This is a genomic window from Pleomorphomonas carboxyditropha (assembly GCF_002770725.1).
Taxonomy (GTDB): Bacteria; Pseudomonadota; Alphaproteobacteria; order Rhizobiales; family Pleomorphomonadaceae; genus Pleomorphomonas; species Pleomorphomonas carboxyditropha.
Genome location: NZ_NQVN01000002.1, coordinates 53,827 through 76,529 on the forward strand (window position 1 = coordinate 53,827; position 22,703 = coordinate 76,529).

General features: G+C 65.9%; 20 protein-coding genes and 1 pseudogene. 11 read left to right on the plus strand and 10 right to left on the minus strand.

Annotation, left to right across the window (positions count from 1 at the left end; translation table 11 throughout):
* The 4 genes from CJ014_RS04775 to CJ014_RS04790 are packed head-to-tail and all read right to left on the minus strand — an operon-like array spanning window position 1 to window position 3,227.
* On the minus strand, window positions 1–720 hold the full coding sequence (locus CJ014_RS04775; protein WP_100079402.1) for a hypothetical protein: 720 nt from the start codon (window positions 718–720) through the stop codon (window positions 1–3).
* Complete coding sequence (locus CJ014_RS04780) at window positions 717–1,565, minus strand: BtpA/SgcQ family protein (RefSeq protein ID WP_100079403.1); 849 nt, start codon at window positions 1,563–1,565, stop codon at window positions 717–719. The genes CJ014_RS04775 and CJ014_RS04780 overlap by 4 nt, the downstream gene beginning before the upstream one ends.
* Before the next feature lie 7 nt (window positions 1,566–1,572).
* On the minus strand, window positions 1,573–2,481 hold the full coding sequence (locus CJ014_RS04785; RefSeq protein ID WP_100079404.1) for a carbohydrate kinase family protein: 909 nt from the start codon (window positions 2,479–2,481) through the stop codon (window positions 1,573–1,575).
* Window positions 2,478–3,227 carry a GntR family transcriptional regulator gene (locus CJ014_RS04790; protein ID WP_165790748.1) on the minus strand — a complete coding sequence of 250 codons (750 nt, stop codon included), beginning with the start codon at window positions 3,225–3,227 and terminating at the stop codon, window positions 2,478–2,480. Before CJ014_RS04790 ends, CJ014_RS04785 begins: the two co-directional genes overlap by 4 nt.
* 96 nt (window positions 3,228–3,323) lie before the next feature.
* On the opposite strand from CJ014_RS04790, the pseudogene CJ014_RS04795 reads away from it, so the two are divergent.
* Together CJ014_RS04795 and CJ014_RS04800 are read left to right on the plus strand one after the other, a co-directional pair.
* Window positions 3,324–3,613: pseudogene (locus CJ014_RS04795) on the plus strand (FAD-linked oxidase C-terminal domain-containing protein); the annotation flags it as partial.
* A gap of 76 nt (window positions 3,614–3,689) precedes the next feature.
* Entirely contained in the window at window positions 3,690–4,796 is a 1,107-nt protein-coding gene (locus CJ014_RS04800; RefSeq protein ID WP_100079406.1) for an NADH:flavin oxidoreductase/NADH oxidase, read from the plus strand.
* A gap of 17 nt (window positions 4,797–4,813) precedes the next feature.
* Here CJ014_RS04800 and CJ014_RS04805 read toward each other — a convergent pair whose 3' ends face one another.
* Window positions 4,814–5,872 carry a substrate-binding domain-containing protein gene (locus CJ014_RS04805; RefSeq protein ID WP_100079824.1) on the minus strand — a complete coding sequence of 353 codons (1,059 nt, stop codon included), beginning with the start codon at window positions 5,870–5,872 and terminating at the stop codon, window positions 4,814–4,816.
* Between the two features lie 253 nt (window positions 5,873–6,125).
* On the opposite strand from CJ014_RS04805, the gene CJ014_RS04810 reads away from it, so the two are divergent.
* A complete protein-coding gene (locus CJ014_RS04810) occupies window positions 6,126–6,557 on the plus strand; it encodes a MarR family winged helix-turn-helix transcriptional regulator (RefSeq protein WP_245427110.1) in 432 nt (143 codons plus the stop codon).
* Between the two features lie 7 nt (window positions 6,558–6,564).
* Here the strand turns inward: CJ014_RS04810 and CJ014_RS04815 are convergent, their stop codons facing one another.
* The 3 genes from CJ014_RS04815 to CJ014_RS27490 all read right to left on the minus strand — a co-directional run bounded on the left by CJ014_RS04815 (window position 6,565) and on the right by CJ014_RS27490 (window position 9,422).
* Window positions 6,565–7,440 carry a DMT family transporter gene (locus tag CJ014_RS04815; RefSeq protein ID WP_100079408.1) on the minus strand — a complete coding sequence of 292 codons (876 nt, stop codon included), beginning with the start codon at window positions 7,438–7,440 and terminating at the stop codon, window positions 6,565–6,567.
* Between the two features lie 79 nt (window positions 7,441–7,519).
* Window positions 7,520–9,031: an amidase gene (locus tag CJ014_RS04820; RefSeq protein WP_100079409.1), complete on the minus strand. Its 1,512-nt coding sequence runs from the start codon at window positions 9,029–9,031 to the stop codon at window positions 7,520–7,522.
* A 190-nt stretch (window positions 9,032–9,221) separates the two neighbouring features.
* Window positions 9,222–9,422, minus strand: a complete 201-nt coding sequence (locus tag CJ014_RS27490) for a hypothetical protein (protein ID WP_133121806.1) — start codon at window positions 9,420–9,422, stop codon at window positions 9,222–9,224.
* A 32-nt stretch (window positions 9,423–9,454) separates the two neighbouring features.
* Between CJ014_RS27490 and CJ014_RS04825 the strand changes: the two genes are divergently transcribed.
* The 5 genes from CJ014_RS04825 to CJ014_RS04845 all read left to right on the plus strand — a co-directional run bounded on the left by CJ014_RS04825 (window position 9,455) and on the right by CJ014_RS04845 (window position 13,893).
* Window positions 9,455–10,231, plus strand: a complete 777-nt coding sequence (locus CJ014_RS04825; protein ID WP_100079410.1) for an ABC transporter ATP-binding protein — start codon at window positions 9,455–9,457, stop codon at window positions 10,229–10,231.
* A gap of 11 nt (window positions 10,232–10,242) precedes the next feature.
* Entirely contained in the window at window positions 10,243–11,097 is an 855-nt protein-coding gene (locus CJ014_RS04830) for an ABC transporter permease (RefSeq protein ID WP_100079411.1), read from the plus strand.
* Window position 11,098: 1 nt separating this feature from the next.
* A complete protein-coding gene (locus CJ014_RS04835) occupies window positions 11,099–12,121 on the plus strand; it encodes an ABC transporter substrate-binding protein (protein WP_100079412.1) in 1,023 nt (340 codons plus the stop codon).
* 73 nt (window positions 12,122–12,194) lie between these two features.
* Complete coding sequence (locus CJ014_RS04840) at window positions 12,195–12,395, plus strand: hypothetical protein (protein ID WP_100079413.1); 201 nt, start codon at window positions 12,195–12,197, stop codon at window positions 12,393–12,395.
* Between the two features lie 79 nt (window positions 12,396–12,474).
* Window positions 12,475–13,893: an amidase gene (locus CJ014_RS04845; protein ID WP_100079414.1), complete on the plus strand. Its 1,419-nt coding sequence runs from the start codon at window positions 12,475–12,477 to the stop codon at window positions 13,891–13,893.
* Between the two features lie 139 nt (window positions 13,894–14,032).
* Here CJ014_RS04845 and ptsP read toward each other — a convergent pair whose 3' ends face one another.
* Entirely contained in the window at window positions 14,033–16,555 is a 2,523-nt protein-coding gene (gene ptsP, locus CJ014_RS04850) for a phosphoenolpyruvate--protein phosphotransferase (RefSeq protein WP_100079415.1), read from the minus strand.
* An 87-nt stretch (window positions 16,556–16,642) separates the two neighbouring features.
* A complete protein-coding gene (locus CJ014_RS04855; RefSeq protein WP_280952320.1) occupies window positions 16,643–18,067 on the minus strand; it encodes a glycoside hydrolase family 1 protein in 1,425 nt (474 codons plus the stop codon).
* Between the two features lie 506 nt (window positions 18,068–18,573).
* On the opposite strand from CJ014_RS04855, the gene CJ014_RS04860 reads away from it, so the two are divergent.
* The 3 genes from CJ014_RS04860 to CJ014_RS04870 all read left to right on the plus strand — a co-directional run bounded on the left by CJ014_RS04860 (window position 18,574) and on the right by CJ014_RS04870 (window position 22,528).
* Window positions 18,574–19,434, plus strand: a complete 861-nt coding sequence (locus CJ014_RS04860; RefSeq protein ID WP_100079417.1) for a PRD domain-containing protein — start codon at window positions 18,574–18,576, stop codon at window positions 19,432–19,434.
* A gap of 127 nt (window positions 19,435–19,561) precedes the next feature.
* Entirely contained in the window at window positions 19,562–20,971 is a 1,410-nt protein-coding gene (locus tag CJ014_RS04865) for a PTS transporter subunit EIIC (RefSeq protein WP_100079418.1), read from the plus strand.
* A gap of 87 nt (window positions 20,972–21,058) precedes the next feature.
* Window positions 21,059–22,528 carry a glycoside hydrolase family 1 protein gene (locus tag CJ014_RS04870; RefSeq protein WP_100079419.1) on the plus strand — a complete coding sequence of 490 codons (1,470 nt, stop codon included), beginning with the start codon at window positions 21,059–21,061 and terminating at the stop codon, window positions 22,526–22,528.
* Window positions 22,529–22,703 lie beyond the last annotated feature (175 nt).

Sequence of the window (22,703 nt, forward strand, 5' to 3'; positions counted from 1 at the left end):
CTACCTTGCAAGCAGTTCGCGGATCGGGCGGACGCGGCCGATCACGTGTCGGGAGGTGGTGAAGACGAAATCGGCAACCGCCTCATGGCCGGTGATCGCCGTGTCGATCGCCTCGGGGGAGGGGGCGAGCCAGGCGCCGAGGTGGTGCCAGCCGTGCGCCCAGTCGAGCCGGTGGCGGCCGGCGATGTCGATGTCGAGCGCGAGGTCGCCCTTGAAGGCGATGTCGCATTCGGCGTCATAGGCGGCGCGTTCGTCGGGCGTCGCCGCCGCCCAGTTGTCGTTCCATTCCCAGAAGGCGAGAAAGCCCCAGTCGCGCGGCCGGTCGCCGCCCGTTCCATGCACGGCGGCGAACTCGCGCGGGCCGATCATCCATTCGGTGGCGAACAGCCGCTCCCAGCCCGCCCTTTCCAGGCGGATCGTGCCTTCGATGGCGGCGGAAAGGCTTGGCGCCTCGAACACGCCGGCCATGTCGTAGGGATGGGCGAAGCCGGCATCGAGCGCTTCGGCCTCGGCGGAGCCGCCCGGATCGATCATGGCCCGGATGGACAGATGCCAGCCCTCCTCGCCGAGTTGCCGTAGCGTGGCATCGACCGCCCGGCGTTCGGCCTCGCCGAAGATGTCGGCGGTGTCGCCGTGACGGCGGCAGAGGAAGACCACGGCGGTGCGCCCGGCGGTGCCGGCCGACGAGAAGACGTCGGTTTCTCCGGTCAGAAGCGTCATGACGACCTCGTTTTCCGCACGGCGTTCATCAGCCGCTCGACCCGGCGCGGATCGACCGGATTCCACCAGCGGCCGTCGTGCTTCAGCCACTGGCCGACGATCGCCCCGTCGGCGACGGCGAACAGGTCCGGCACCTGTTCGGGGGCGAGACCGGAGCCGACGACGACCGGCAGGTTGGTGCCGGCGCGCACCTCGCGCACCTCGGCCGGCTGGGTGGGGTTGCCGGTGCGGGTGCCGGTGGCGATCAGGATGTCGGCGTCGAACCATTCGGCGTCGGTGGCCTGCTCGGCGATGCTGCGGTCGGCGGTGATGGCGTGGGCGCCGAACTTGACGTGCACGTCGGCGAAGATGGCGACGTCGCGGGCGCCGATCATCGACCGGTAGCGCAAGGCCTGCGGCGCCGGGCCGTTGAGGAAGCCCTCGTTGGCGACATAGGCGTTGACCCACTGGTTGACGCGGACCCAGCGGGCGCCGACCGCCTTGGCGATGGCCAGCGCCGGGATAGCGCCGTTGGCGACGCAGGTGATGCCGATCGGCGTGTCGACCGCGTTGCGGACCTCGATGCAGGCGGCGGTCAGCGCCGCCACCGTTTCCGGGCCGATGTCGTCGGGGCGGGCGAACGGCAGGTCGCTGGCGTTCTCGACGATGATGCCGTCGATGCCGCCGGCGGCGAGCGTCCGGGCGTCCTCGGCGGCGGCGGCGTAGATCTCGCGCACCGGCTGTCCGTCGTAGCGCGGCGCGCCGGGCAGCGGCTTCAGGTGGATGACGCCGATGACCGGCTTGCGAACCGGGAACAGGGCTTCGAGCGCGTTGCCCTTGTCGGGCAGGACCAATGGGGCAGTCATGTTTCCTCTACGTCTGGGAACGGCCGGCCGCCGCCTTGTCGCGGAAGGCGGCCACTTGGAGTCGGGTTGGATAGGAGGACTGGGCGCCCAGCCCGAGACAGCTCAGCGTCGCCGCCGTCACGGCGGCGGCCAGGGCTTCGCGCGGCGGCGAGCCGGCCAGTCGCTCGCCGACGTACCAGCCGGCGAGGCAGTCGCCGGCGCCGGTGGTGTCGACGGGCCGGCCGATGACCGGCGCGGGGATGGACACGGCCGTCCCGGCGGTCACCAGCTCGGCGCCATCGCGGCCACGGGTGCGGATGACGCTGCGCACGCCAAGGGCCAGCAGGCGCGCGGCACCGTCGCCGCCGAGGGCGGCATCGGCACGATCGTTGAGGAACAGCGCTTCGGCGCCGTCGAGCAGCGGCAGCAGGGTGTCGATGCCGGCGGCGAACGACGCCGGCTCGAGATCGAGCGACCAGGCGATGCCGGCGGCGCGGCAGCGGGCGACCAGACGCTCGGCGGCGGTGCCGTAGGCGGCGGTGTGCAGCCAGCCGACGCCATGGAGCGAGACGGCTTCCACGGCGCCGTCGCCGGGATACATGGAGACCCCGGGGTCGAGCAGCAGCCGCTTCTCGCCGTGCGGCTCGACGATGACCACCACCCGGCAGGTCCGGCCTTCGGCGGGCGATGCCTCGACATCGACCCCGGCGGCGGCGAGCCCATCGGCGACGATACGGGCGGCGGCGTCGCTGCCGACCTGCACCAGCAGCCGCGCCCGGCCGCCGGCGCGCGCACAGGCCACGGCGGCGTTGGCGACCACGCCACCAGGAGCCTCGACGGCCTCGTTCACATGTACCTTCTCGTCCGGCGCCGGCACGTGGTCGGCGACCAGGGTCAGGTCGAGGCTGACGTCGCCGGCGAACAGGGCGGCGGTCATGATCGCACCAGATCGACGGTGAAGCGGTAGCGGTCGGCGCGGTAGGACACCACGACGTATTCGATCGGCGTCTTGTCCCGGCCGAGCGACCGGCGGCGGGCGACCAGCATGGCCGAGCCGACCGGGATTTCGAGATGCCGGGCCATGCGCCGGTCGGCGATGGCGGCCTCGATCGTCTCGCTGCCGCCGACGATCCGTGCCCCGAAGGAGGTTTCCAGCCAGTCGTAGAGCGAGCGGTTGTCGAATTCGGACGGCGAGGGCAGGGGCGCGTCGCCGATCACCCCAGGGTGGATCCAGGCGTCGGACAGCGCCATCGGCAGCCCGTCGGCCTTGAGCACACGCTCGATGTGCAGCGCCGGCCGTCCGGCCTCCACACCGATTTCCTTCGCCGCCTCGCCCGAGATCGGAGCCAGGGAGATGCCCAAGGTCTGGTAGCTGGCGCTGAGGCCACGCTGGCGCATATCCTCGGCAAAGCTCGACAGGCGGCTGAGCGGCTGCTCGACCTTGGGGTCGAGCACCACCGATCCCCGGCCGGCCTTGCGCAGGATCAGCCCCTCCTGCTCCAGGCGGTCGAGCGCCGCTCTGGCGGTGGTTCGACTGACGCCGAATGTTTCGTTGAGCAGCGCTTCCGATGGCAGGACGTCGCCCGCCTTGAACTCGCCATGCTCGATGGAGCGGCGAAGGCGATCGGCAATCTGCCACCAGAGGGGCAACGGTCCGGAGGTGAGTTCAGTATCGTTCCACATGATTGTCATTACATTCATATGTCATGACATTTGGTCAAGCTGCATGGTTATGCGGCTTGCTGAAATTATGGGCGTTCATTGTAGAGGGCATGGCGTCGACTCTGGCAGGCGCGGCATGACGCCTTCTACGCGACGGTGGCGCTGAAGCCGGGCGCGAAGGGCTGGCCGAGCGATGTCTGCGTGCCGGTGTCGTCGAGCGCCTCAACGGCGAGATCGTGGCGCTGGCGATCGCCGCCGACGGCACGTCGACGGGCGAGCACGGCGTCGGCCTCGGCAAGAAGAAATACCTCGCCGCCGAATACGGGGAAGCCCTCGAGGTCATGCGCCTCATCAAGGCGGCGCTCGATCCCCAAGGCATCCTCAACCCCGGCAAGATCCTGCCCTGAAGCGGGCGGATGCTATACAGAGTAGGGCAACGGCGGCGGCCATCGGTCGGCCGCCCAACGGAAAAGGAAGTCTTCCTTGGCTCAACCGGCACTCTTCACGCCGATCTCCATCGGCAAGCTGTCGCTCGCCAACCGCATCGTCATCGCCCCGATGTGCCAGTATTCGGCCGAGGACGGCAAGGCGACCGACTGGCACCTCATCCACTACGGCGGCCTCAGCCATTCCGGCGCCGGCCTCCTGACCATCGAGGCAACGGCCGTGTCGCCGGAGGGGCGCATCAGCTATGCCGACCTCGGCCTGTATTCCGATGATTGCGCGGCGGCGCTCGGCCGGACGCTCGCCGGCATCCGCCGCTGGTCGGACATGCCGATCGCCGTCCAGCTCGCCCACGCCGGCCGCAAGGCGTCGACGGACCTGCCATGGCGGACCGGCGCGCTGCTGCCGGCGTCTCATGAGCGCGGCTGGCCGACGGTGGCGCCGTCCGCCATTCCGTTCCGGGCCGGCGACGAGGTCCCGGCCGCGCTCGACCGGGACGGCCTCGCCCGCATCCGCAAGGCCTTCGCCGAGGCTGCCAAGCGGGCCGGGGATCTCGGAATCGAGGCCGTGCAGATCCATGCCGCGCACGGCTATCTGCTCCATCAGTTCCTGTCGCCCCTGTCCAACCACCGCGACGACGCCTATGGCGGCTCCCTGGAAAACCGGCTGCGCTTTCCGCTGGAAGTGTTCGACGCGGTCCGCGACGCGTTCCCGGGGGAACGGCCGGTGACCATTCGCGTCTCCGCGACCGACTGGGCCGATGGCGGTTGGGATATCGACGGCACCGTCGCCTTCGCCAAGGCGCTCGAGGCGCATGGCTGCGACGCGATCCATGTGTCGAGCGGCGGGCTTGCCGAACATCAGCGCATCGTCCTCGGCCCCAATTACCAGGTGCCGTTCGCCCGCACTGTGAAGGCGGCGGTGAAGATGCCGGTGGTCGCCGTCGGCCTCATCACCGAGCCGGAGCAGGCGGAGGCGATCGTCGCCACCGGCGACGCCGATCTCGTGGCGGTCGCCCGGACCGTTCTCTACGATCCGCGCTGGCCCTGGCACGCGGCGGCGGCGCTCGGCGCCAGCATCAGGGTGCCCGACCAGTATCTGCGCAGCCAGCCGCGGCGGCTGAGCGGCCTGTTCACGTCTGGCTGAAAAGCCGGGACGCACACTTAGGCCACCGCAGTCCCGGTGACGATCTTGAGGTCGAAGCCTTCGACACGCGCGACAAAAATGGGGTGGCGCCCGCCGACCAGCGGTGCCTTATCGAGGCCGCGCGCCGTCTTGCGCAGCCGTGCCCGGCCAACCGCCCGCCGCACCGCCGTGGCGGAGAAATTTCCCGACGCCTCGACCAGCGCCGCGTAGCTGTAGATGCCTTCGTAGCAGGATTGGCCATAGGCGTTGGCCGGCGGCGGCGTATCGCCAAAAGCGCAATGGTAGCGCTCGAGAAAGGCGCCGTTGTTCCGCGACCGCATCGAGGCGAAATAGGACGATGCGATGTAGAGGTTCTCGGTATCGCCATCGTCGAGATTGTAGATCACCGTCTCGTCGACCGCGGAAGCGAAGCGGACCGTGCAGGCCGAAAGGTCTTCGGCAGCGAAGGCACGGTGGAACTGCACGGCGTCAAGCCCGAGAAAATGGGGAAGCACGACATCCGACTTGGTGGAGCGGATACGGTCGAGGAGGGGACCGAAGTCGTGGTTTTCGAGCGGCAGATAATCCTCGCCGGTGATCGCCCCGCCAAGGTCACGGATGATCTGTCGCGCCGTCGAGAAAGACGAACGCGGCCACAGATAGTCGCTGCCGCACAAAAAGAAACGCGAGACGCCGCGCTCGGTCATCAGCCATTCAATCGCCGGCCGCAGCAGTTCGCCCGAGGTCTCGCCGGTGGTGAGCAGGCTGGGATCGTGTTCGCCGCCCTCGAACTGCGGCGTGTAGATGAAGGGTACCTTGCCGCCGATCGCTTCCTTGACCTGGCGACGGGCGTAGCTCGGGAACATGCCGATCAGCGCGTCGATATGGTCGACGACCACGGCGTCGTGCGCAGTCGTGGCGGCGCTCCACGCGGTGACGCCGGCATCGAGGGGCCAGAGTTCGACCTGCCGGCCGAGCAGGCCGCCGGCGGCGTTGATCTCATTCACTGCCAGTTGGGCGCACGCGATCGCCGAAGGCCCCCACAACCCTGCAGGACCTTGCTGGCACAGAAGCAGCCCTATCCTGACAGTGCGCATGACCACATTCCCCAGGCCGGCCGCCAAGACGCGGCAATTGGGCTTTCGCAGCATTTTCCATGCCAGATCACGATGGCGCCGACGGGCGGTATCCTGCCCGCGCAATGGGCGAAATCGCTTTGTCCTGCCCAAGGCGCGGGCATGCGGCGTAGGCCGCGATTGTCATCGGGGATCGGGCTAATCACTTGACCATACTTGCGTCGTCGGTTCTGAAACTATAGAAAAGGAAATATTTGAAAAAGAGGATATCGCGGTGGAAACCTTGACCGGTGGTGAATCGCACGAACTGATGCAGCTCATCGGCGGCGTCAATCGCCGGTTCGAACTGGCCGTCGAGGCCAGACTGAAACCGCTTGGCTTCACCATCGAGCAATATCGTGTGCTGGAAGCCCTTGACCGGCACGACGGCCAGCCGATGGGCGAGCTTGCCCAGGGGGTCTTCGTCGATTCGCCGACCCTTACCAAGATCATCGACCGGATGATTGCCAACGGCGACGTCTATCGCGCTCCCGATCCCGGCGACCGGCGGCGCGTCCTGATCTTCAAGTCCGAGAAGGGCGTCGCTCAACTGGTCGCGCTCAGGGAACGGCTCAAGGACACGCTCTACGATTTCTCCGAACGGATTGACCGATCGGCGGCCGGCCAACTGCGGGGGCTCCTGCAGTCGTTGCTGCCGCCCAATTGAACCTGTCTCAGGTGGTATGGTCGGCAGTTGGACGCGCCGCGCTGGTCGCCACCAGGGCAACTCCCGCCAGCACCAGCACCGTACCGGCGAAAAAGGCCGCATCCGGCCGTTCGCCAAGCAGGACTTGACCGAGAACGACCGTCATCAGTGGGAACATCAGCGTCAACGGCGACACGAGGCTTGCCTCGTAGCGGCGGAGCAGCCGGTAATAGCCGGTGTGGCTGATCACGGTGACCGCCAGCGAAGCGAACAGCACCGTTCCGCCGAAGACCAGCGGCTGCGTCAGAACGTCGGCTGCCCGTCCCGGCTCGAACGCCAGCGAGGCGGCAGCGAGCGGCCAGATCGAACTGAGGCTTGTCCAGGCCTGAAGGCGCATCGGGCTGATGGCCGCGAGCCGCTTCATCAGCACCGATCCGAGCGCCAGGGAAGCAGCCGCCACCAGCACGGCGGCAGCCCCGAGGCCCGACATGTGCGCGTCCGGTCGCCACAGCACCGCGACGATGCCGGCGAGTGCGAGCGCGATGCCGACGAGGCGCCGGGCCGCGATCCGCTCGCCGAGGATCAGGGCGGAGAACAGTGCCGTCATGGGAATGCCGACCTGCAACAGGATGGCCACGACCGAGGCATCGACGAGACCGTAGCCGATCATCAGCACGCCGAAATGCCCCGCTCCCATCAGAAGGCTGACAAGGATGAGCGGCGCCAGCGGCCGGGGCAGCGGTCGGAGGAGCGGCGACAGCACCGCCGCCGCCAGCGCGAAGCGCGCAGCCGAAAGCAAGAGTGGCGGCACTCCGGCATCGGCGATGGCATAACGGCTGACGACGGCATTGACCGCCCAGACGAAACAGATGGCGGCAAGCAACAGGAAATCACGACGGCTCATGAAATTGTGGACGCTCGGGATGCGATCCCGGCGCTCCTTTCGGGGCAGGGGCTCCGGTCTGGAGAAGGCGATGGCGCGATCAGAAGCCGCGCCAGTCGCCGCTCGCCTCGAAGGCGCCCGCCGCCCGGTAGATCGACGCCTCGCCGAAATGGCGGCCGATCAGCATCATGCCGACCGGCAACCCGTCGACGAGGCCGCAGGGCACCGACATGGCCGGATGGCCGGTGACGTCGAGAGGCGCGGTGTTGACGTTGAGTTCGAAGGCCCGGGCGACGACCTCGGATAGCGGAGCCCCGGGGTCTGGCAGCGGCGAGGCAACGCGCGGCAGCGTCGGCATCAGCAAGAGATCGCAGGCGGAAAGCGCCCGGTCATAGGCGGCGCGCATGGCGCGGGCCAGATTTTGCGCCTTGGCGTAATAGCGGCCGCCGTAACGGCGGATACCCCATTCGCCCGTCAGCATGGAGAGCTTCAGTGTCGGCGACAGGTCGTTGGCGCGCTCGCGCCAATGGGCATGGGCAGCCATCAGGCCGACATCGTAGCGCCCCTTCCAGTTGAAGCCCATGCCGTTGCCGCGCATCATCTGCTGCGTCAGTCCTTCGAGGCCGATGGGCGACCATACCGAGGCGGTCGTCACATGCTCGGGTAGCGAAATCTCGCCGACCACGGCCCCGAGACCGGCGAGGCGACGGGCCGCTTCCCTCACTTTCTCCGCCACCTCGGACCGCATGCCTTTGGCGGCGAAGCCTTCGGCGACGAGGCCGATGCGAAGGCCGGCGACACCGGCTCCCACAGCGGTCCGATAGTCGTCGAGCCGCGGCGCGCCCTGACGCGGATCGAGCCCATCGGCTCCGGCGATCACCGAGAGCAACAGGGCGTTATCGCCGACCGATGCCGTCATCGGCCCGGTGTGGTCAAGCGTCGCTTCGATGGGCATGATGCCGGTATAGGGTACGAGGCCGTGGGTCGGCTTGAGGCCGTAGATGCCGCAGTAGGACGCGGGGATGCGGATCGAGCCGCCCTGGTCGCCACCGATGGCCATGTCGACCTCGCCGGACGCCACCAGTGCGCCGCAGCCCGACGAGGAGCCGCCGGCCGAGTAGCCGCGACGCCAGGGGTTGTGCACCGGACCTGGGTCGGAGGTGTGGCTGCCGCCGGACATGCAGAATTTCTCGCAAGTCGCCTTGCCGACGATCGTGCCGCCCGCATCGAGGATGCGGCTGACCACCGTCGCATCCAGCGCCGGCAGATGACCGTCGAGCGTCGACGAGCCGTTCATCATCGGCACGCCGGCAAGCGCCACATTGTCCTTGAGAACGATGGTGCGGCCCGCCAGCGGTCCGTTGGCCGAGCCGGCAATCGTCGCCTTGCGCGCCCAGGCGCCGAGATGATTCTCCTCGCCCTCCGGCCGATAGCCGCGTGAGCGATCGTAACTCCGTGCCTCGGGGTCGGGAAGCGCGTCGACAAGGTCATAGTCGTCGAAACTGGACTGCATCAGGTCGAACATCTCGGCCAGTTCATGTGGCGTGAAGGACATGCCGAACCCGGCGGCGATGTCCTCAAGGTCGGCGATTGTGGGGCGGACGATCGGCATGTTCGTAGTCCTGACGGTTGAAACGGAACAATATGAAAATGACTTATTTGAAAAATCAACAAAATAATCGCATCGGTTGGCGCCGGGTTCTCAAATGCGGGGAAAAACCGGTCGTCGCCGAGCGGGCAAGCTGTTGCAGATGCAGCCTTTCACGACTTGCGAGCCGAACGTCATGGCTGGCTTCGGGTTGTCATGAAACCCGAGCCGCCGACGGCCGAGATCGGGCTGCGCCTCGTCCATGCTGTTCTGCCGCCATTTTCAGCGTGCCGGAAAAATAATCCGATCGTTTCAAAAAATTGCTTGATTTTTCATATAAGGTGATTTCAATATTTTCTTCAGGTGCCATAGCGAGCCCGCCACGGATGGTCGTGCAGATCTTCCGCTCCGCCATCCCTCTCCGACCGTTCCGCCAGGGAGAAGCCTTTGAAACACGCGCTCGAAGCTGTCGGCATCGCGAAAACCTATGAATCCTCGTCCGGCGGCGTCCCCGTTCTCAGGAACCTCGACTTCCATGCCGACGACAACGAGTTCGTCTCCTTCGTCGGCCCGTCCGGCTGCGGCAAGTCGACCCTGTTCAACATCATCACCGGCCTTTTGGCTCCCGACAGCGGCGCCATCCTCATCGAGGGCAGCGAGACCACCGGCTCGACCAGCGAGCGCGTCGGCTATGTGCTGCAGAAGGATCTGCTGTTTCCCTGGAGGAGCGTGCTCGACAACGTCATCCTCGGCCTCGAGATCCGGGGCGTCGGCCGCAGGGAAGCCCGCGAGCGCGCCCGGGCCTTGCTCAAGCTCTACCGCATGGAGGGCTACGAGGACAAACTTCCCGGCGAGATTTCGGGCGGCATGAGACAGCGTGTGGCGCTGATGCGCACCATGATCACCAATCCGCAGATCATCCTGATGGACGAGTCCTACAAGGCGCTCGATTACCCGCTGAAAATAGCGCTCGAAAGCGAGCTGCTCGGCGTCGTCCGCAAGGAGAGGAAGACCGTCATCTTCATCACCCACGATATCGAGGAAGCGGTGACCATGTCCGACCGCGTCTATGTGATGAAGGCCCGGCCTGGCGAGATCATCAACGAGATCAAGGTCGATCTCGAAACCGATAGCCCGCTCATCCCGGAGCGGCGCATGTCCCGGCGCTTCAACGACTATTACGAAATGATCTGGCGCAACATCGGCATCGAGCCGGTGATCTGAGGGACAAGGCCATGACCATCACAGCCGACGCCAAGGAACGCGCCGTGACCGAAGAGATCGCACCCTCGCGTCGCCCGGTGCTGAGGGCGACCATTTTCCGCAACGAGGCGACGCGCCGCTACGTCCTGATCATTCTCCAGATCGCCATCGTCGCCGGCCTTCTGCTCTATTGGGAATACGGCGCACGGTCGGGCGCCATATCGAGCTTTCTGTTCTCGAGTCCCAGCCAGATCTGGGATGTGCTGGTCCAGCGCTTCGAGAGCGGCGAGTTGCTCGTCGATATACAGACGACGACGATCGAAACCCTGGTGGGCTTCGCGATCGGCGCCGTCGGCGGCTCGGTGATCGGCCTCTCGCTCTGGTACTCCCGCTTCCTGTCCGACCTCGCCGCACCGTTCATTGCCGCCATCGGCTCGATCCCGGTGCTGGCCATCGCCCCGATCACCATCATCTGGTTTGGCACCGAAATGCTCTCCAAGGTGATGATCGTCGCCTTCTCCTGCGTGGTGGTGTCGCTGACCACTTCCTATCGCGGCGCCATGCGGACCGATCCCGACCTGATCAACCTGATGCGTTCCTTCAACGCCTCGCGGACGACGATCTTCACCAAATTGGTGGTTCCCGCCTCGATGACCTGGGTGGTCTCCGGCCTGAAGCTCAACGTCGGCTTCGCGCTCGTCGGCGCCATCGTCGCCGAATACATCTCCTCCGAGGCCGGCGTCGGCCACATGATCCTGCTCGGCTCCTCCAACTTCGGAATGAACATCGTCCTCGCCGGCGTCGCGCTGGTGATGGTGATGATGCTGGTCTTCAACGCGCTCGTCTCTCTCCTCGAGCGGGCCATCCTGTCTTGGGAAAGGAAATGACATGACCGTTCTGCAGCAGACGAACAAGCTTCTCGCCGGCATCGCCCTGGCGGCGGGCCTCATCTCGTCCGGCATCCTGCCGGCCAGCGCCGAAACCGAGGTGCGTATCAACCAGGCCTTCCAGTCGCTGCTTTACCTGCCGCTCTACGTTGCGCAGGAAAAAGGCTATTTCGCCGATGAAGGCCTCAAGGTCACCATCTCCACCGGCGGCGGCGGTGCCCAGTCCTGGGCGGCCGTGATCGGCGGCTCGGCCGACTTCTCGATCCAGGACCCGGTGTTCGTGCCCAAGACGCGCGAGAATGGCGGCGACGGCGTCGTGGTGGCGGCGATCCAGAACGCCCCGACCGTGTTCATCATCGGCAAGGACGGCACCCCGTTGCAGGACAACCTCGCCCATCTGTCCGGCAAGCGCGTCATCGTCAGCCCGCAGCCCGACACCACCTGGGCGTTCATGAGCTATCTCGTCAAGCAGCAGACGCTTGAGAACGTGAAGCTGGTCAATGTCTCCATCGGCAACGAGGTGCCGGCCATCGTCTCCGACCGCGCCGACTACGCGCTTGCCGTCGAGCCGCAGGTTACCCAGTCGATCCGCCAGAACGGCCTGTCGTCGGTCTATTCCTTCTCGGCCAACAAGGACTGGTTCCCCTTCGCCTTCTCCAGTCTCACCACCACCAAGGACTACATCAGCAAGAATCCCGAGGTGGCGCAGGGCGTCATCACCGCCTTCGAGATGGCCTCGCGCTACATCTACAAGGATTTCGACGGCACGGTGGAGATCGCGGCCAAATACTTCCCCAACCTGCCCAAGGAGATCGTCGCCGAAGCAGTCAAGCGCGAGATCGACGCCAAGGGCTATCCCGAAAACGTGCTCGTCACCAAGACTTCGTGGGACAACAACCTCAATATCGCCCTCTACGCCAAGAACGTGAAAGCCTATCCCTCCGAGGCGACCTCCTACGAGAACAACGTCAACGTCGAGCTGGCCACCAAGGCCAAGGACATCGCCGACGCCAAGTTCAAGTGAGCGGCCGGCCGGCTGCCGCCAACCGCCGGCGGCCGGCCCGTCCGACACGACCCGCCTCAGGAGTTGAGCCAGCATGCCGCTTTCGCTTGCCGCCCGCCTGGAAATGATCGGTCCGCTTTCCGACGAGCATCGCGGTGCCCTCGCGGCGACGCTCGCCGAATGGGCCGAGCGGGGCGAGCGGGTGACTGCCTTCGGGCGCGCCCGCATCGCCGCCGACGTATCGCCGATCACCGCCTTCGTCTCCTCGGAAAGCCGGCCGACGGCTTCGCGCTGATCCCCGGTTCCAGGCCCGTGCCCTCCGCCCGCCGTACGAATTTTCGGGCGGATGCTCCAGACCAGCTTCGGGAAATCTCATGACTGTCCACACCGGCGCGCCAGAGTTCTCCATCATCACGGCGGCCAGCGGCCTCAGGGCCGGTGCCGTCTCCGTTCCCGATCTCGTGGAGCAATCGCTGGCGCAGGCCGACGCCATCGCCGATCTTGCGGCCTTCACCGAGATCTACGCCGACCATGCCAAGGCGCTCGCCCGCGCTCACCAGGCACTGATCGCCAACGGCTGCGATCTTGGGCCGCTGCACGGCATCCCGGTCGCCGTCAAGGCCAACGTCGCCGTCGCCGGCAAGCGTATGACCGCTGGCAGCAAGCTGCTTGCCGATCGGATCGCCGATACCGATGCCGACGCGACGCAGGCGCTGAAACGACAGGGCGCCATCATCATCGGCGCGACCAACATGCACGAATTCGCCTGGGGCGGCACCACCGCCAACCCGCATTTCGGCCAGTGCCGCAATCCCTGGGACCGTAACCGCATTCCCGCCGGCTCGAGCGGCGGATCGGGCGCCGCCGTCGCCGCCCGCGCGGTCTTTGCCGCTCTCGGCACGGATACTGGCGGCTCCATCCGTCTGCCGGCGTCGATGAATGGCCTCACCGGGCTTCGGCCGGGCGTCGGCCGCCTGTCGACGGGCGGCATCTTTCCGCTCGCCTGGAGCATGGATACCGTCGGCCCCATCGCCCCGAGCGCCGCCGATTGCGCCATCGTCCACGCTGCCCTCTGCGGCGAGAGCGTACCGGCCGGCTTTGCCGCCGCCGGCCGGCCGGCCTCGCTATCCGGAAAGCGCATCGCCGTGCCCACCCCCTATGCCTTCGCGGCGTTGCAAACGGACGTCGAGACCACCTTTCGCGACGCGCTCCGCCAGTTCGAAGCGCTCGGCGCCGTCGTGGATCCCGTTTCCCTCGCCGATCTCGACATTGCCGTCGACGCGCAGGTGATCGTCGATGCCGCCGAGCCGAGCGCCATCCACGCCGACTGGGTGCGGACGCGGCCGGAGGACTACGGCGACGACGTCCGCATCCTGCTTGAGGCCGGCCTTGCCTTTACCGCCGAGGAGTACATTCAGGCCCAGCGCTACCGCACGCTGCTCAGGCGGCAGTTCGAGCGGATCTTCATCGATCACGACTTGGTGCTGACGCCGACGCTGCCCTTTACCGCTCCGTTGATCGGTCAGGCGACCGTGATGCTCGGCGGCCGCGAGGAAAGCACGCTTACCGGCAACATGCGCTTCACCTGCCTTGCCAGCCTGGCCGCCTTGCCCGCGGCGAGTTTCCCGATCGGCTTCGATACGGCCGGCCTGCCGGTCGGCGGCCAATTGATCGGCCCCCACGACAGCGAGATGGCGATCCTCGCCGCTGTGCACGCCTTCCAGGGCGCGTCGGACCACCATCTCCGGCGGCCGTCGGCCGGTCAGTCGCTGACCTCGGCAACAACGGGTTAGTCGAGGGTAGGTAAAGTATCGCGTCAATCAGTAACCTTTGGACCGAGAATGGTTGCCGCGCCAACCGGGATGACCGTAGGCGCAGAGTGCGGTTGGTATCAATTCCGCACCACCGTGAGTTCAATCTTTTCCTTGCGTCTCACGCGCTTGCGCCCGTCAACGCGCGGACCTCCTCAGCGCCCTGCGCCTGCACTGCCCGTTCGGCCAGCGCCTGGCACTGGTTGACGGTGAAAGCAGCGAGCGCCGCCTTGATCTCCGGGATGGCGGCTGGAGCGGCAGAAAGCTCGCGCACGCCGAGGCCAACCAGGATCGGCGCCGCCGACGGATCGGAGGCCGCCCCTCCACAGACCGCCACGACACGGCCATGCGCGCCGGCGCCTTCGCAGGCGAGCCGGATAAGACCGAGGACTCCGGGATGCAGCGCGTCCACGCCCGCCGCCACGGCCGGATTGCCCCGGTCCATGGCCAGCGCGTATTGCGTCAGGTCGTTGGTGCCGATCGAGAAGAAGTCGCAGACCTCCGCCAGTTGTCGGGCTGCCACCGCCGCCGCCGGAATCTCGATCATCGCCCCCAACTGGATGGGCTCGACGCGGCCGAGCCGCAGCCGTTCCTCCTCTACCATCGTCCGAACGGTGATCATCTCCGTGACGGAGGCGACCATCGGCACCATGATGCGCGCCACGCCGTAGGGCTTTACGCGCAGGATGGCGCGCAACTGGGTCCTGAGAAGCTCCGGTCGGATCAGTCCGACGCGGATGCCGCGCAACCCGAGGAACGGGTTCTCCTCCTTCGGCAGCGGCAGGTAGGACAACGGTTTGTCGCCGCCGACGTCGAGCGTGCGGATGATCAGCGGCCGCCCGCCGAGTTCGTCGGCGATGGCTTGGTATTGAGCCAGTTGCTCGTCCTCGGACGGCGCGCTCGTCCGATCGAGGAACAGGAATTCCGAGCGCAGCAGGCCGCAGCCTTCCGCTCCTTCCGCAACAGCCAGCGCTCCCTCGCCGACGCGGCCGAGATTGGCGAACACCTCCACCCGCGTGCCGTCGGCGAGACGGCATTCGGCCTGAGCGTTGGCACGCTGCGACGCCTTGCGCCCGGCATCGCCGGCGATGCGGCTCCGCGCGGCCGCGAGCTCGGCTTCGGTCGGATAGACCGTCACGGTACCCAGCCCAGCATCAACGATGACTTCGGCGCCGTCGGGAATGCGGTCGGCCTCCGGGCCGAGTGCAACGATGGTGGGAATCCCAAGGCCAGCGGCGATGATGGCCGCATGAGACGTGGGGCCGCCGTCGCGCATCAGGATGGCGCCGATATGACCGGGGGTGAGGCCGGTGGTCTCGGAAGGCAGGATCTCGTCGGAGAGCACGAGCGAACCGGCGGGTAGATCGGCGAGGCCGGAAACAGCGTCACGGCCAGCCAGCGCGGCGACGACCTGGCCGGCAACATCGCGCATGTCGGCCGCACGTTCGGCCATGCGCGCATCGGCGAGACCTGCCAGCATGTCGGCCTGAGCCAGGCAGGCGGCGTTCCATGCCCATTCGGCAGAGCGTCCGGCGGCGATGTCCGCCTCGGCAGCCTCGACGAGAGCCGGGTCGTCGACAATCTCGCGATGGGCGGCGGCAACGGCCGCACGCGGCCCTTCGGTTTCTTCCGAAAGACGGGTCAGCACCCGGGCGCGGGCGGCAGCCAGACGATCGCGCTCGATGCTGATCCCAGTACCGTCGCGCGGCAGATTGCGCGCATCATGATACCGGCGCACGATCCGACCAGCGGCGAGGCCGGCAACTGCCGAGCGGCCACGCACGGCAACGGCAGTCCCCGGCCGAAACGGCTTCACCGGTGCATCGCCCGAAGTTCTAGCCGCCAGGGCCGCCACATCCGCTTCCGGTGCCGGACCGTCGGCGATCGGATCGCCGAGCCCCGAAAGGACGAGGTCAAGAAGCGTGTCGACGGTTGCGTCGGCACCAGGTCCTTCGACGCGAACATTGAGAATATCGCCGAAGCGGGTTCCGATACCCATCAGCGCAACGACGCTCTTGCCGTTGGCGGTCTTGCCGTTGGCGGTGACATGGACCGCACCGGCGTGGGCCTTGGCGGCGTTGGCGAACTGGGCGGCGGGGCGGGCGTGAAGACCGTGCGCGATCTTGAGCGGCAAAGAGAATTCGGCGGCCTCTGAGCTGTTGGCCGATGTCCCAACCGTATCACCTACGGCTGCCACGGTCATGATCGGATCGCCAAACCCGACCGGGCGATCGGTAACCACCGATGCGACCCCGAAAGCCTCGCCGTTCGCCACCACCATCATGGACACCATGGAAGCCACCTTTGGCCTCATGGCGGCGAGGTCGAAATCAATCAGCCGTTCGCCCGTTGCGACATGCTGGCCCTCGCGAACCAGAGGCGTGAAGCCGGCGCCACCGAGATTGACCGTATCGACGCCGATGTGGAGGAGGATCTCGGCGCCGGTATCGCTCCGGATGGTCAGCGCGTGGCCGCTCGCCTGCAACGAGGCGACGATCCCGGCGCAGGGCGCGCGTAGTTCGCCGACTTCGGGATCGATGGCGAGTCCGTCACCGATGAGGCCACCGGCAAAGACCGGATCGGGCGAGGCGGTCAGCGGCAGCGCGCGACCGGCGAAGGGGGAGAACAACTGCAATACGGACACGTCGAGAACCTCTGGGACTTGCAACCATAACGCGGCAGTCAGACCACGCGGAAGGGGCCCATCCGGATGTGGAAGGGCGTCTGCGCCTCACGCCTCGAACAGGCAGGCGCCATTGGTGGCGATGATCTCCTTGTAGCGGTGGAAACTGGCCTTGCGGGTGCGTTTCAGCGTCCCCCGGCCGTCGTTGTCCTTGTCGACATGAATGAACCCGTAGCGCTTCTTCATCTCGCCAGTGCCGGCCGAGACGATGTCGATGGGCCCCCACCAGGTGTAGCCGACCACGTCGCAGCCATCGGCGATCGCCTCGGCCAGTTCCTTCAGGTGCGCCTCGAGATAGGCGATGCGGTACTGGTCGTCGATCGCTCCGTCCGGTCCGGGCGCGTCGGCGGTGCCGAGGCCGTTCTCCACCACGAACAGCGGTTTCTGATAGCGGTCCCACAATTCGTTGCACACGTAGCGGAAGCCGGTCGGATCGGTCTGCCAGCCCCACTCCGTCTTGGGAAGGTACGGATTTTCGACCCCGAGGACGCCGCCGGTGTGACCAATAATCGGCAGACCGGCTCGGAATGCCGTGGTGCGGTAATAGCTGAAGCCAAGATAGTCGCAGGTATTCGCCGCGATCAGACCCAGGTCGCCGTCGGCGATGTCGAGCCGGACGCCGAATTCATCGAAGATCCGACGCGCGTAGCCGGGATAGGCGCCGCGCAGCAGCACGTCGGAAAAGAACAGCGAGCGGCGGCGCAACTGCATGGTCGCCAGGACGTCATCCGGTGCGCACGTCTTAGGGTAGACGCCGCTCAGCGACAGCATCGCCCCCATCCGCGCGGCAGGCGCAATCTCGCGCAGCGCCTTCGCCGCGAGGGCCGAGGCGACGAACATGTTGTGCGCCGCCTGATAGATGCGCCGCGCGCGCTCCGCCGGGGCCATGTCCGCCGGCAACTCGAGCGCGGCGGCGGCGAGCGGCATGGTGTGGGCATTGTTGATCTCGTTGAACGCCATCCACCAGCGCACCTTCCCTCCCCAGCGTTCAAAGGCGAGCCGCGCGTAACGCTCGAAGAAGCCGACGAGACTGCGATTCGACCAGCCGCCATAGGCACGCAGCAGGTGGAGCGGGGTCTCGTAATGCGACAGCGTGATGACCGGCTCGATGCCCCTCGCCAGGAGTTCGTCGATCAGCGCGTCGTAGAATGCCAGCCCTTGGGGATTGGGCTCGGCATCGTCGCCGTTGGGGAAGATGCGGCTCCAAGCTATCGACGTCCGAAAGCATTTGAAGCCCATTTCGGCGAAAAGATCGAGATCCTCGCGGAAGCGGTGGTAGAAGCCGACCGCCTCGTGGCTCGGATAATAGCGTTCCGATACGATCTCCGGGTCCGCAGTCCCGGCCGCGAACCCGCCACGCACGACGTCGGGGATTGCCGGCCCTTTGCCGTCCTCGCTCCATGCTCCCTCGGCCTGGTTCGCGGCAATCGCGCCGCCCCAGAGAAAGCCTGCCGGAAACCTGTCCATCGTCATTCTCTCCATCCCCACGGCCGGCAGACAACGCGCACAAAAAAACCCGAGCCGGCCCACGGAATGGCCGAACTCAGGTTTTGCCCGCTGACGCGGTGACACCCTGTATGGTTTGCGGCGAACGACTGCCGCTGCTGTTATTTCGGAGCAACGTTGGCCTGATGTCAATCCGGCGCACCGTTATGTAAGTAGTATGACGTATTTCCCATGGATGATATCGGGCAAATCCTGATCGCCTTTAGTCTGATGTCGAACGGTATTGCCAACCGACCCGAGGCCGGCTAACAAGACGGAGATGGATTGTGACCGCTTCGGCGGGCAAAACCTGAGTCTGGCCAACTGGCCGGGGTCAGGTTTTTTTTTGTCTTGTACGTTCCGGCAGCCGGTTTGGTGGGACCGTGCTGCGCGATCGAGGGAGAGAAAGTCGGTCGAAAACCATCCTCGAATGCCGTCATGTCCTGGCGAAGACCAGGACATGACGGCGGAAAACGCCTGGGAGGGTGAGCCCCATGAAGGTGGTCAAGGTGTTCAACAACAACGTGGCGCTGGTGCTCGACGAAAAGGGGCGCGAGGTCGTTGTCCAGGGGCGCGGCATCGCCTTCAACGCCAATGCCACCGGCCGCATCGATGCGGCGCTGGTCGACCGCAGGTTCATCCCCCAACCCTCCGACACGCCGGAGGAGTTCGCCGAAATGGTTGCCAGCATCCCGCAGGACCATATCGCCGTCGCTGAGGAAATCCTGTCGCTGGGCTCCGGGTTCGGGCTGGATTTGGACAAGCGCGTGCTCGTCGCCCTCGCCGACCACATCTCCATCGCGATCAAGCGTCACGCCTTGGGACAGACTTTCGACAATCCCCTCGAATGGGAAGTTCGGCTCCTTTACGTGCGGGAGGTCAACCTCGGCTCGCAAGGACTGGATCTTATCGAAAAACGCACCGGTGTCCGGCTGCCGGCGGCGGAGATCGTGCCGTTGGCGCTCCACTTCGTCAATGCGCAGATTGGCGCCGACCAGATGGCCGAGGCCATGCGGACCGTCCAGTTGATCCGCGAGATTCTGGCGATCATCAAGGCCGAATATGGTCTGGCTGACGATGCGATGACATCGCTCGGCTGTGCCCGTTTTGCGACGCACCTGCGCTACCTTTTCCTCAGCCACCTGAGCGGCGGGCGACATGCGCCGCTCATCGCCGAACTTGCGAAATCGATCCGCGAGCAAGAACCGCATGCCTACGCATGTGCGGAGCGGGTCACCCGCCACCTCACGCAGAAGATGGGATGGAGCATCAACGATGATGAGATCGTCTACATAGCGCTGCACATCCAGCGCATGACCTACCAGCCGGAGGATCCGCGGCCGCAAACGGCCTGACGAAATCCGCCCGTCTATTCACGTTACCCTGCCGGTTCGTTCGCCTGCGCCATCGTCGATGGCGCAAACGGAAAAGTCTTGCCTCGGCGCATCCAAACGGCAGCCCTGAAGAGTGGAGAACAACATCATGAGCAACAGCTTCGATGGGCTCGCGCAGGACATTGTGCGTCTCGTCGGCGGACCGGACAACATCGTCTCGGCCGCTCATTGCGCCACCCGCCTGCGCTTTCGCCTGAAGGATTCGGCCAAGCCGGATCGCGAGGCATTGGCACGGCGCGAAGGCGTGCTGACCATCGTGGAGAGCGGCGGCCAGTTCCAGGTCGTGATCGGTCCGCGCGTGCCCGAGGTCTACGAGGTGGTTGCCGCCCTGCTGCCGCAGCAGGGCGGCGGCGCCGTTGAGGCGACTGCCGCTGAAACCGCCGCCGACACTACCAGCGCCGACAAACGGACCATGACCCAGAAGATTCTGGCGTTCATCCAGTCGATCGTGTCGCCGGTGATCCCGGCGCTGGCCGGTGCCGGCATGCTGAAGGCGCTACTGGTCATCCTGGGCACCGCCGGCCTCAACTGGATCGATCCGGCGTCGGCGAGCTACAAGATCCTGTTCGCGGCGTCGAACAGCACGTTCTACTTCCTGCCGCTTCTGTTCGCCGCCTCCACCGCGCGCGTACTGAACGTGCCGGTCATCAACGCGCTCATCATCGTCGGCGCGCTGATGGAACCCAGCTTCACCGGCCTAATGACGGCGCCCGGCGACATCGTGTCGTTCTTCGGCCTGCCGGTCGTCATGATGAACTACTCCTCGACCATCGTGCCGGCCGTGGTGTCGATCCTGGTCTATGCCTGGGTGCACCGCAAACTCGAGAAATACGTGCCGGCGAATCTCGCCCTGTTCATCGTGCCGATGCTGTCGCTTCTGATCATGGTGCCGCTGACTGCGATGGCCATTGGTCCGTTCGGTGTCTATGTCGCCAGCGGCCTGGCCAAGCTCGTCACCTACCTCAGCGGTACGTCCGGGTTGCTCCTCGGCGCGGTGATCGGTGCCGGCTGGACCTATCTCGTCATCCTGGGCGTCCATCTCGGCGTCGTGCCGATCATGCTGAATAATTTCGCCACCTTCGGTCACGACATCATCCGCCCGCCGATCGCCTGCGCCACCTTCGCCCAGGGCGGCGTGGCGCTCGGCGTGTTCCTGCGCGCCCGGCAGAAGAAGACCAAGGCGTTCGCCCTGTCGTGCCTGATGCCGATGCTGTTCGGTGGCATCACCGAGCCGATCGTCTACGGCATCTCCATCCGCTACAAGCGTCCGCTTCTCGCCGCGACCATCGGCGGCTGCATCGGCGGCGCCTTCATGGGGGCGATGTCGGTCAAGGCCTACGCCTACATCTTCCCGTCGATCATTACGTTGCCGGCCTTCTTCGGCGAAACCTTCGTCTACTACCTCATCGGCATCGCGATGTCCTTCTTCATCACCGCGGCACTGACCTTCATCTTCGGCATCGAGGAGGAGGCGCCGGCGGCCCAACCGGCCAAGTGACCTGACCAGACCCGCCGCCGGCATCCGGAGCGATGTCGGCGGCGCCCGTTTCCGGACCGAAACCGTAATCCAACCGAGGGTATCCCCATGTCGTCCGTGCTTTTCCCGGAAGGTTTCTTGTGGGGCGGCGCCATTGCCGCCAACCAGGCCGAAGGCGCCTGGAACGTCGACGGGAAGGGACCGTCCGTCGCCGACTGTTCCCTGTTCAAGGCGCATGTCGACCTCAAGGACTACAAGGCGCAACATGCCATATCGAGCGAGGATGTCGCCGCCGCCATGGCTAGCGACGACATCGACCTCTATCCGAAAAGGCGTGGCATCGATTTCTACCACCGCTATCGCGAGGACCTCGATCTCTTCGCGGAAATGGGCTTCAAGGTGTTGCGCACCTCGATCGCCTGGTCGCGCATTTTTCCGAAGGGCATCGAAACGGAGCCGAACGAGAAGGGCCTCCAGTTCTACGAGAGCCTGTTCACGGAAATGCGGCAACGCGGCATCGAGCCGTTGGTCACGCTGCACCATTACGAGATGCCGCTTCATCTGGCGCAACTCGGCAACGGCTGGTGCGACCGCGCCGTCATCGACCATTTCCTGCGCTTCAGCGAGACGGTGTTCCGCCGCTACCGCCATCTGGTCAAGTACTGGCTGACCTTCAACGAGATCGACAGCGCCTTCCGCCACCCGTTCTCGACCATGGGCGTGCTGACCGACCGCATCCCCGAAGAGAAGCGCGAGGAAGCCCTGTGGCAGGCGATGCACCACCAGTTCGTTGCCTCGGCGCTGGCGACCAGGCAGATGCGGGAAATCATTCCCGGCGCGCAAATGGGCTGCATGGTGACCCGTCGGCTGACCTATCCCGAGACCTGCGCGCCCGAGAATTGCCTGCTGGCGCTGAAGGACAACCGCGAGAACCTGTTCTATTCCGACGTCCAGGTGTTCGGTGCCTATCCGCAGCACAGGCGGCTGGCCTGGCAGCGCGACGGCGTCAACGTGGTGATGGAGCGCGGCGACGAGGAGATCATCCGTCAGTACACCGTCGATTTCGTGTCGTTCAGCTACTACATGTCCATGGTGTCGAGCGTCGACGCCGAGCGGCGCGAGAAGGTCGGCGGCAATCTGACGACGGGGGTCAAGAACCCCTACCTGCCGACCTCGGAATGGGATTGGCAGATCGATCCGGTCGGCCTGACCCACGCGCTGATTGATCTCTCCGATCGCTACCGCAAACCGCTGTTCATCGTCGAGAGCGGGTTGGGCAGCCGCGATACCGTCGAGCCGGACGGCAGCATTCACGATGACTATCGCATCGCTTATTTCCGCGACCACATCCTGGCCATCGCCGCCGCCATTGCCGAAGGCGTCGACGTCATGGGCTACACGCCGTGGGGATGCATCGACATCGTGTCGCTATCGACCAGCCAGATGAGCAAGCGCTACGGCTTCGTCTATGTTGATTGCGACGACAACGGCAATGGCACTATGAATCGCACCCGGAAGAAGTCATTCCACTGGTATAAGGACGTGATCGAGTCCAATGGAGCAGTTCTTAATAAATAGGAATTTCCAAAATATAGTTTGAGTGCCACTAAAGGCAACAATCAATTATTGGCGACGTCAGTGTAGCTGGCGTCGCCCATATGGTCGGTCGTCTTCCGGCGCGAGAAGTGGCGCGCGCGCTGGGCCCGCTGCCGCAAAGCTCCGCCGTGCCGGACGGAACAGCCGTTGCCGATCT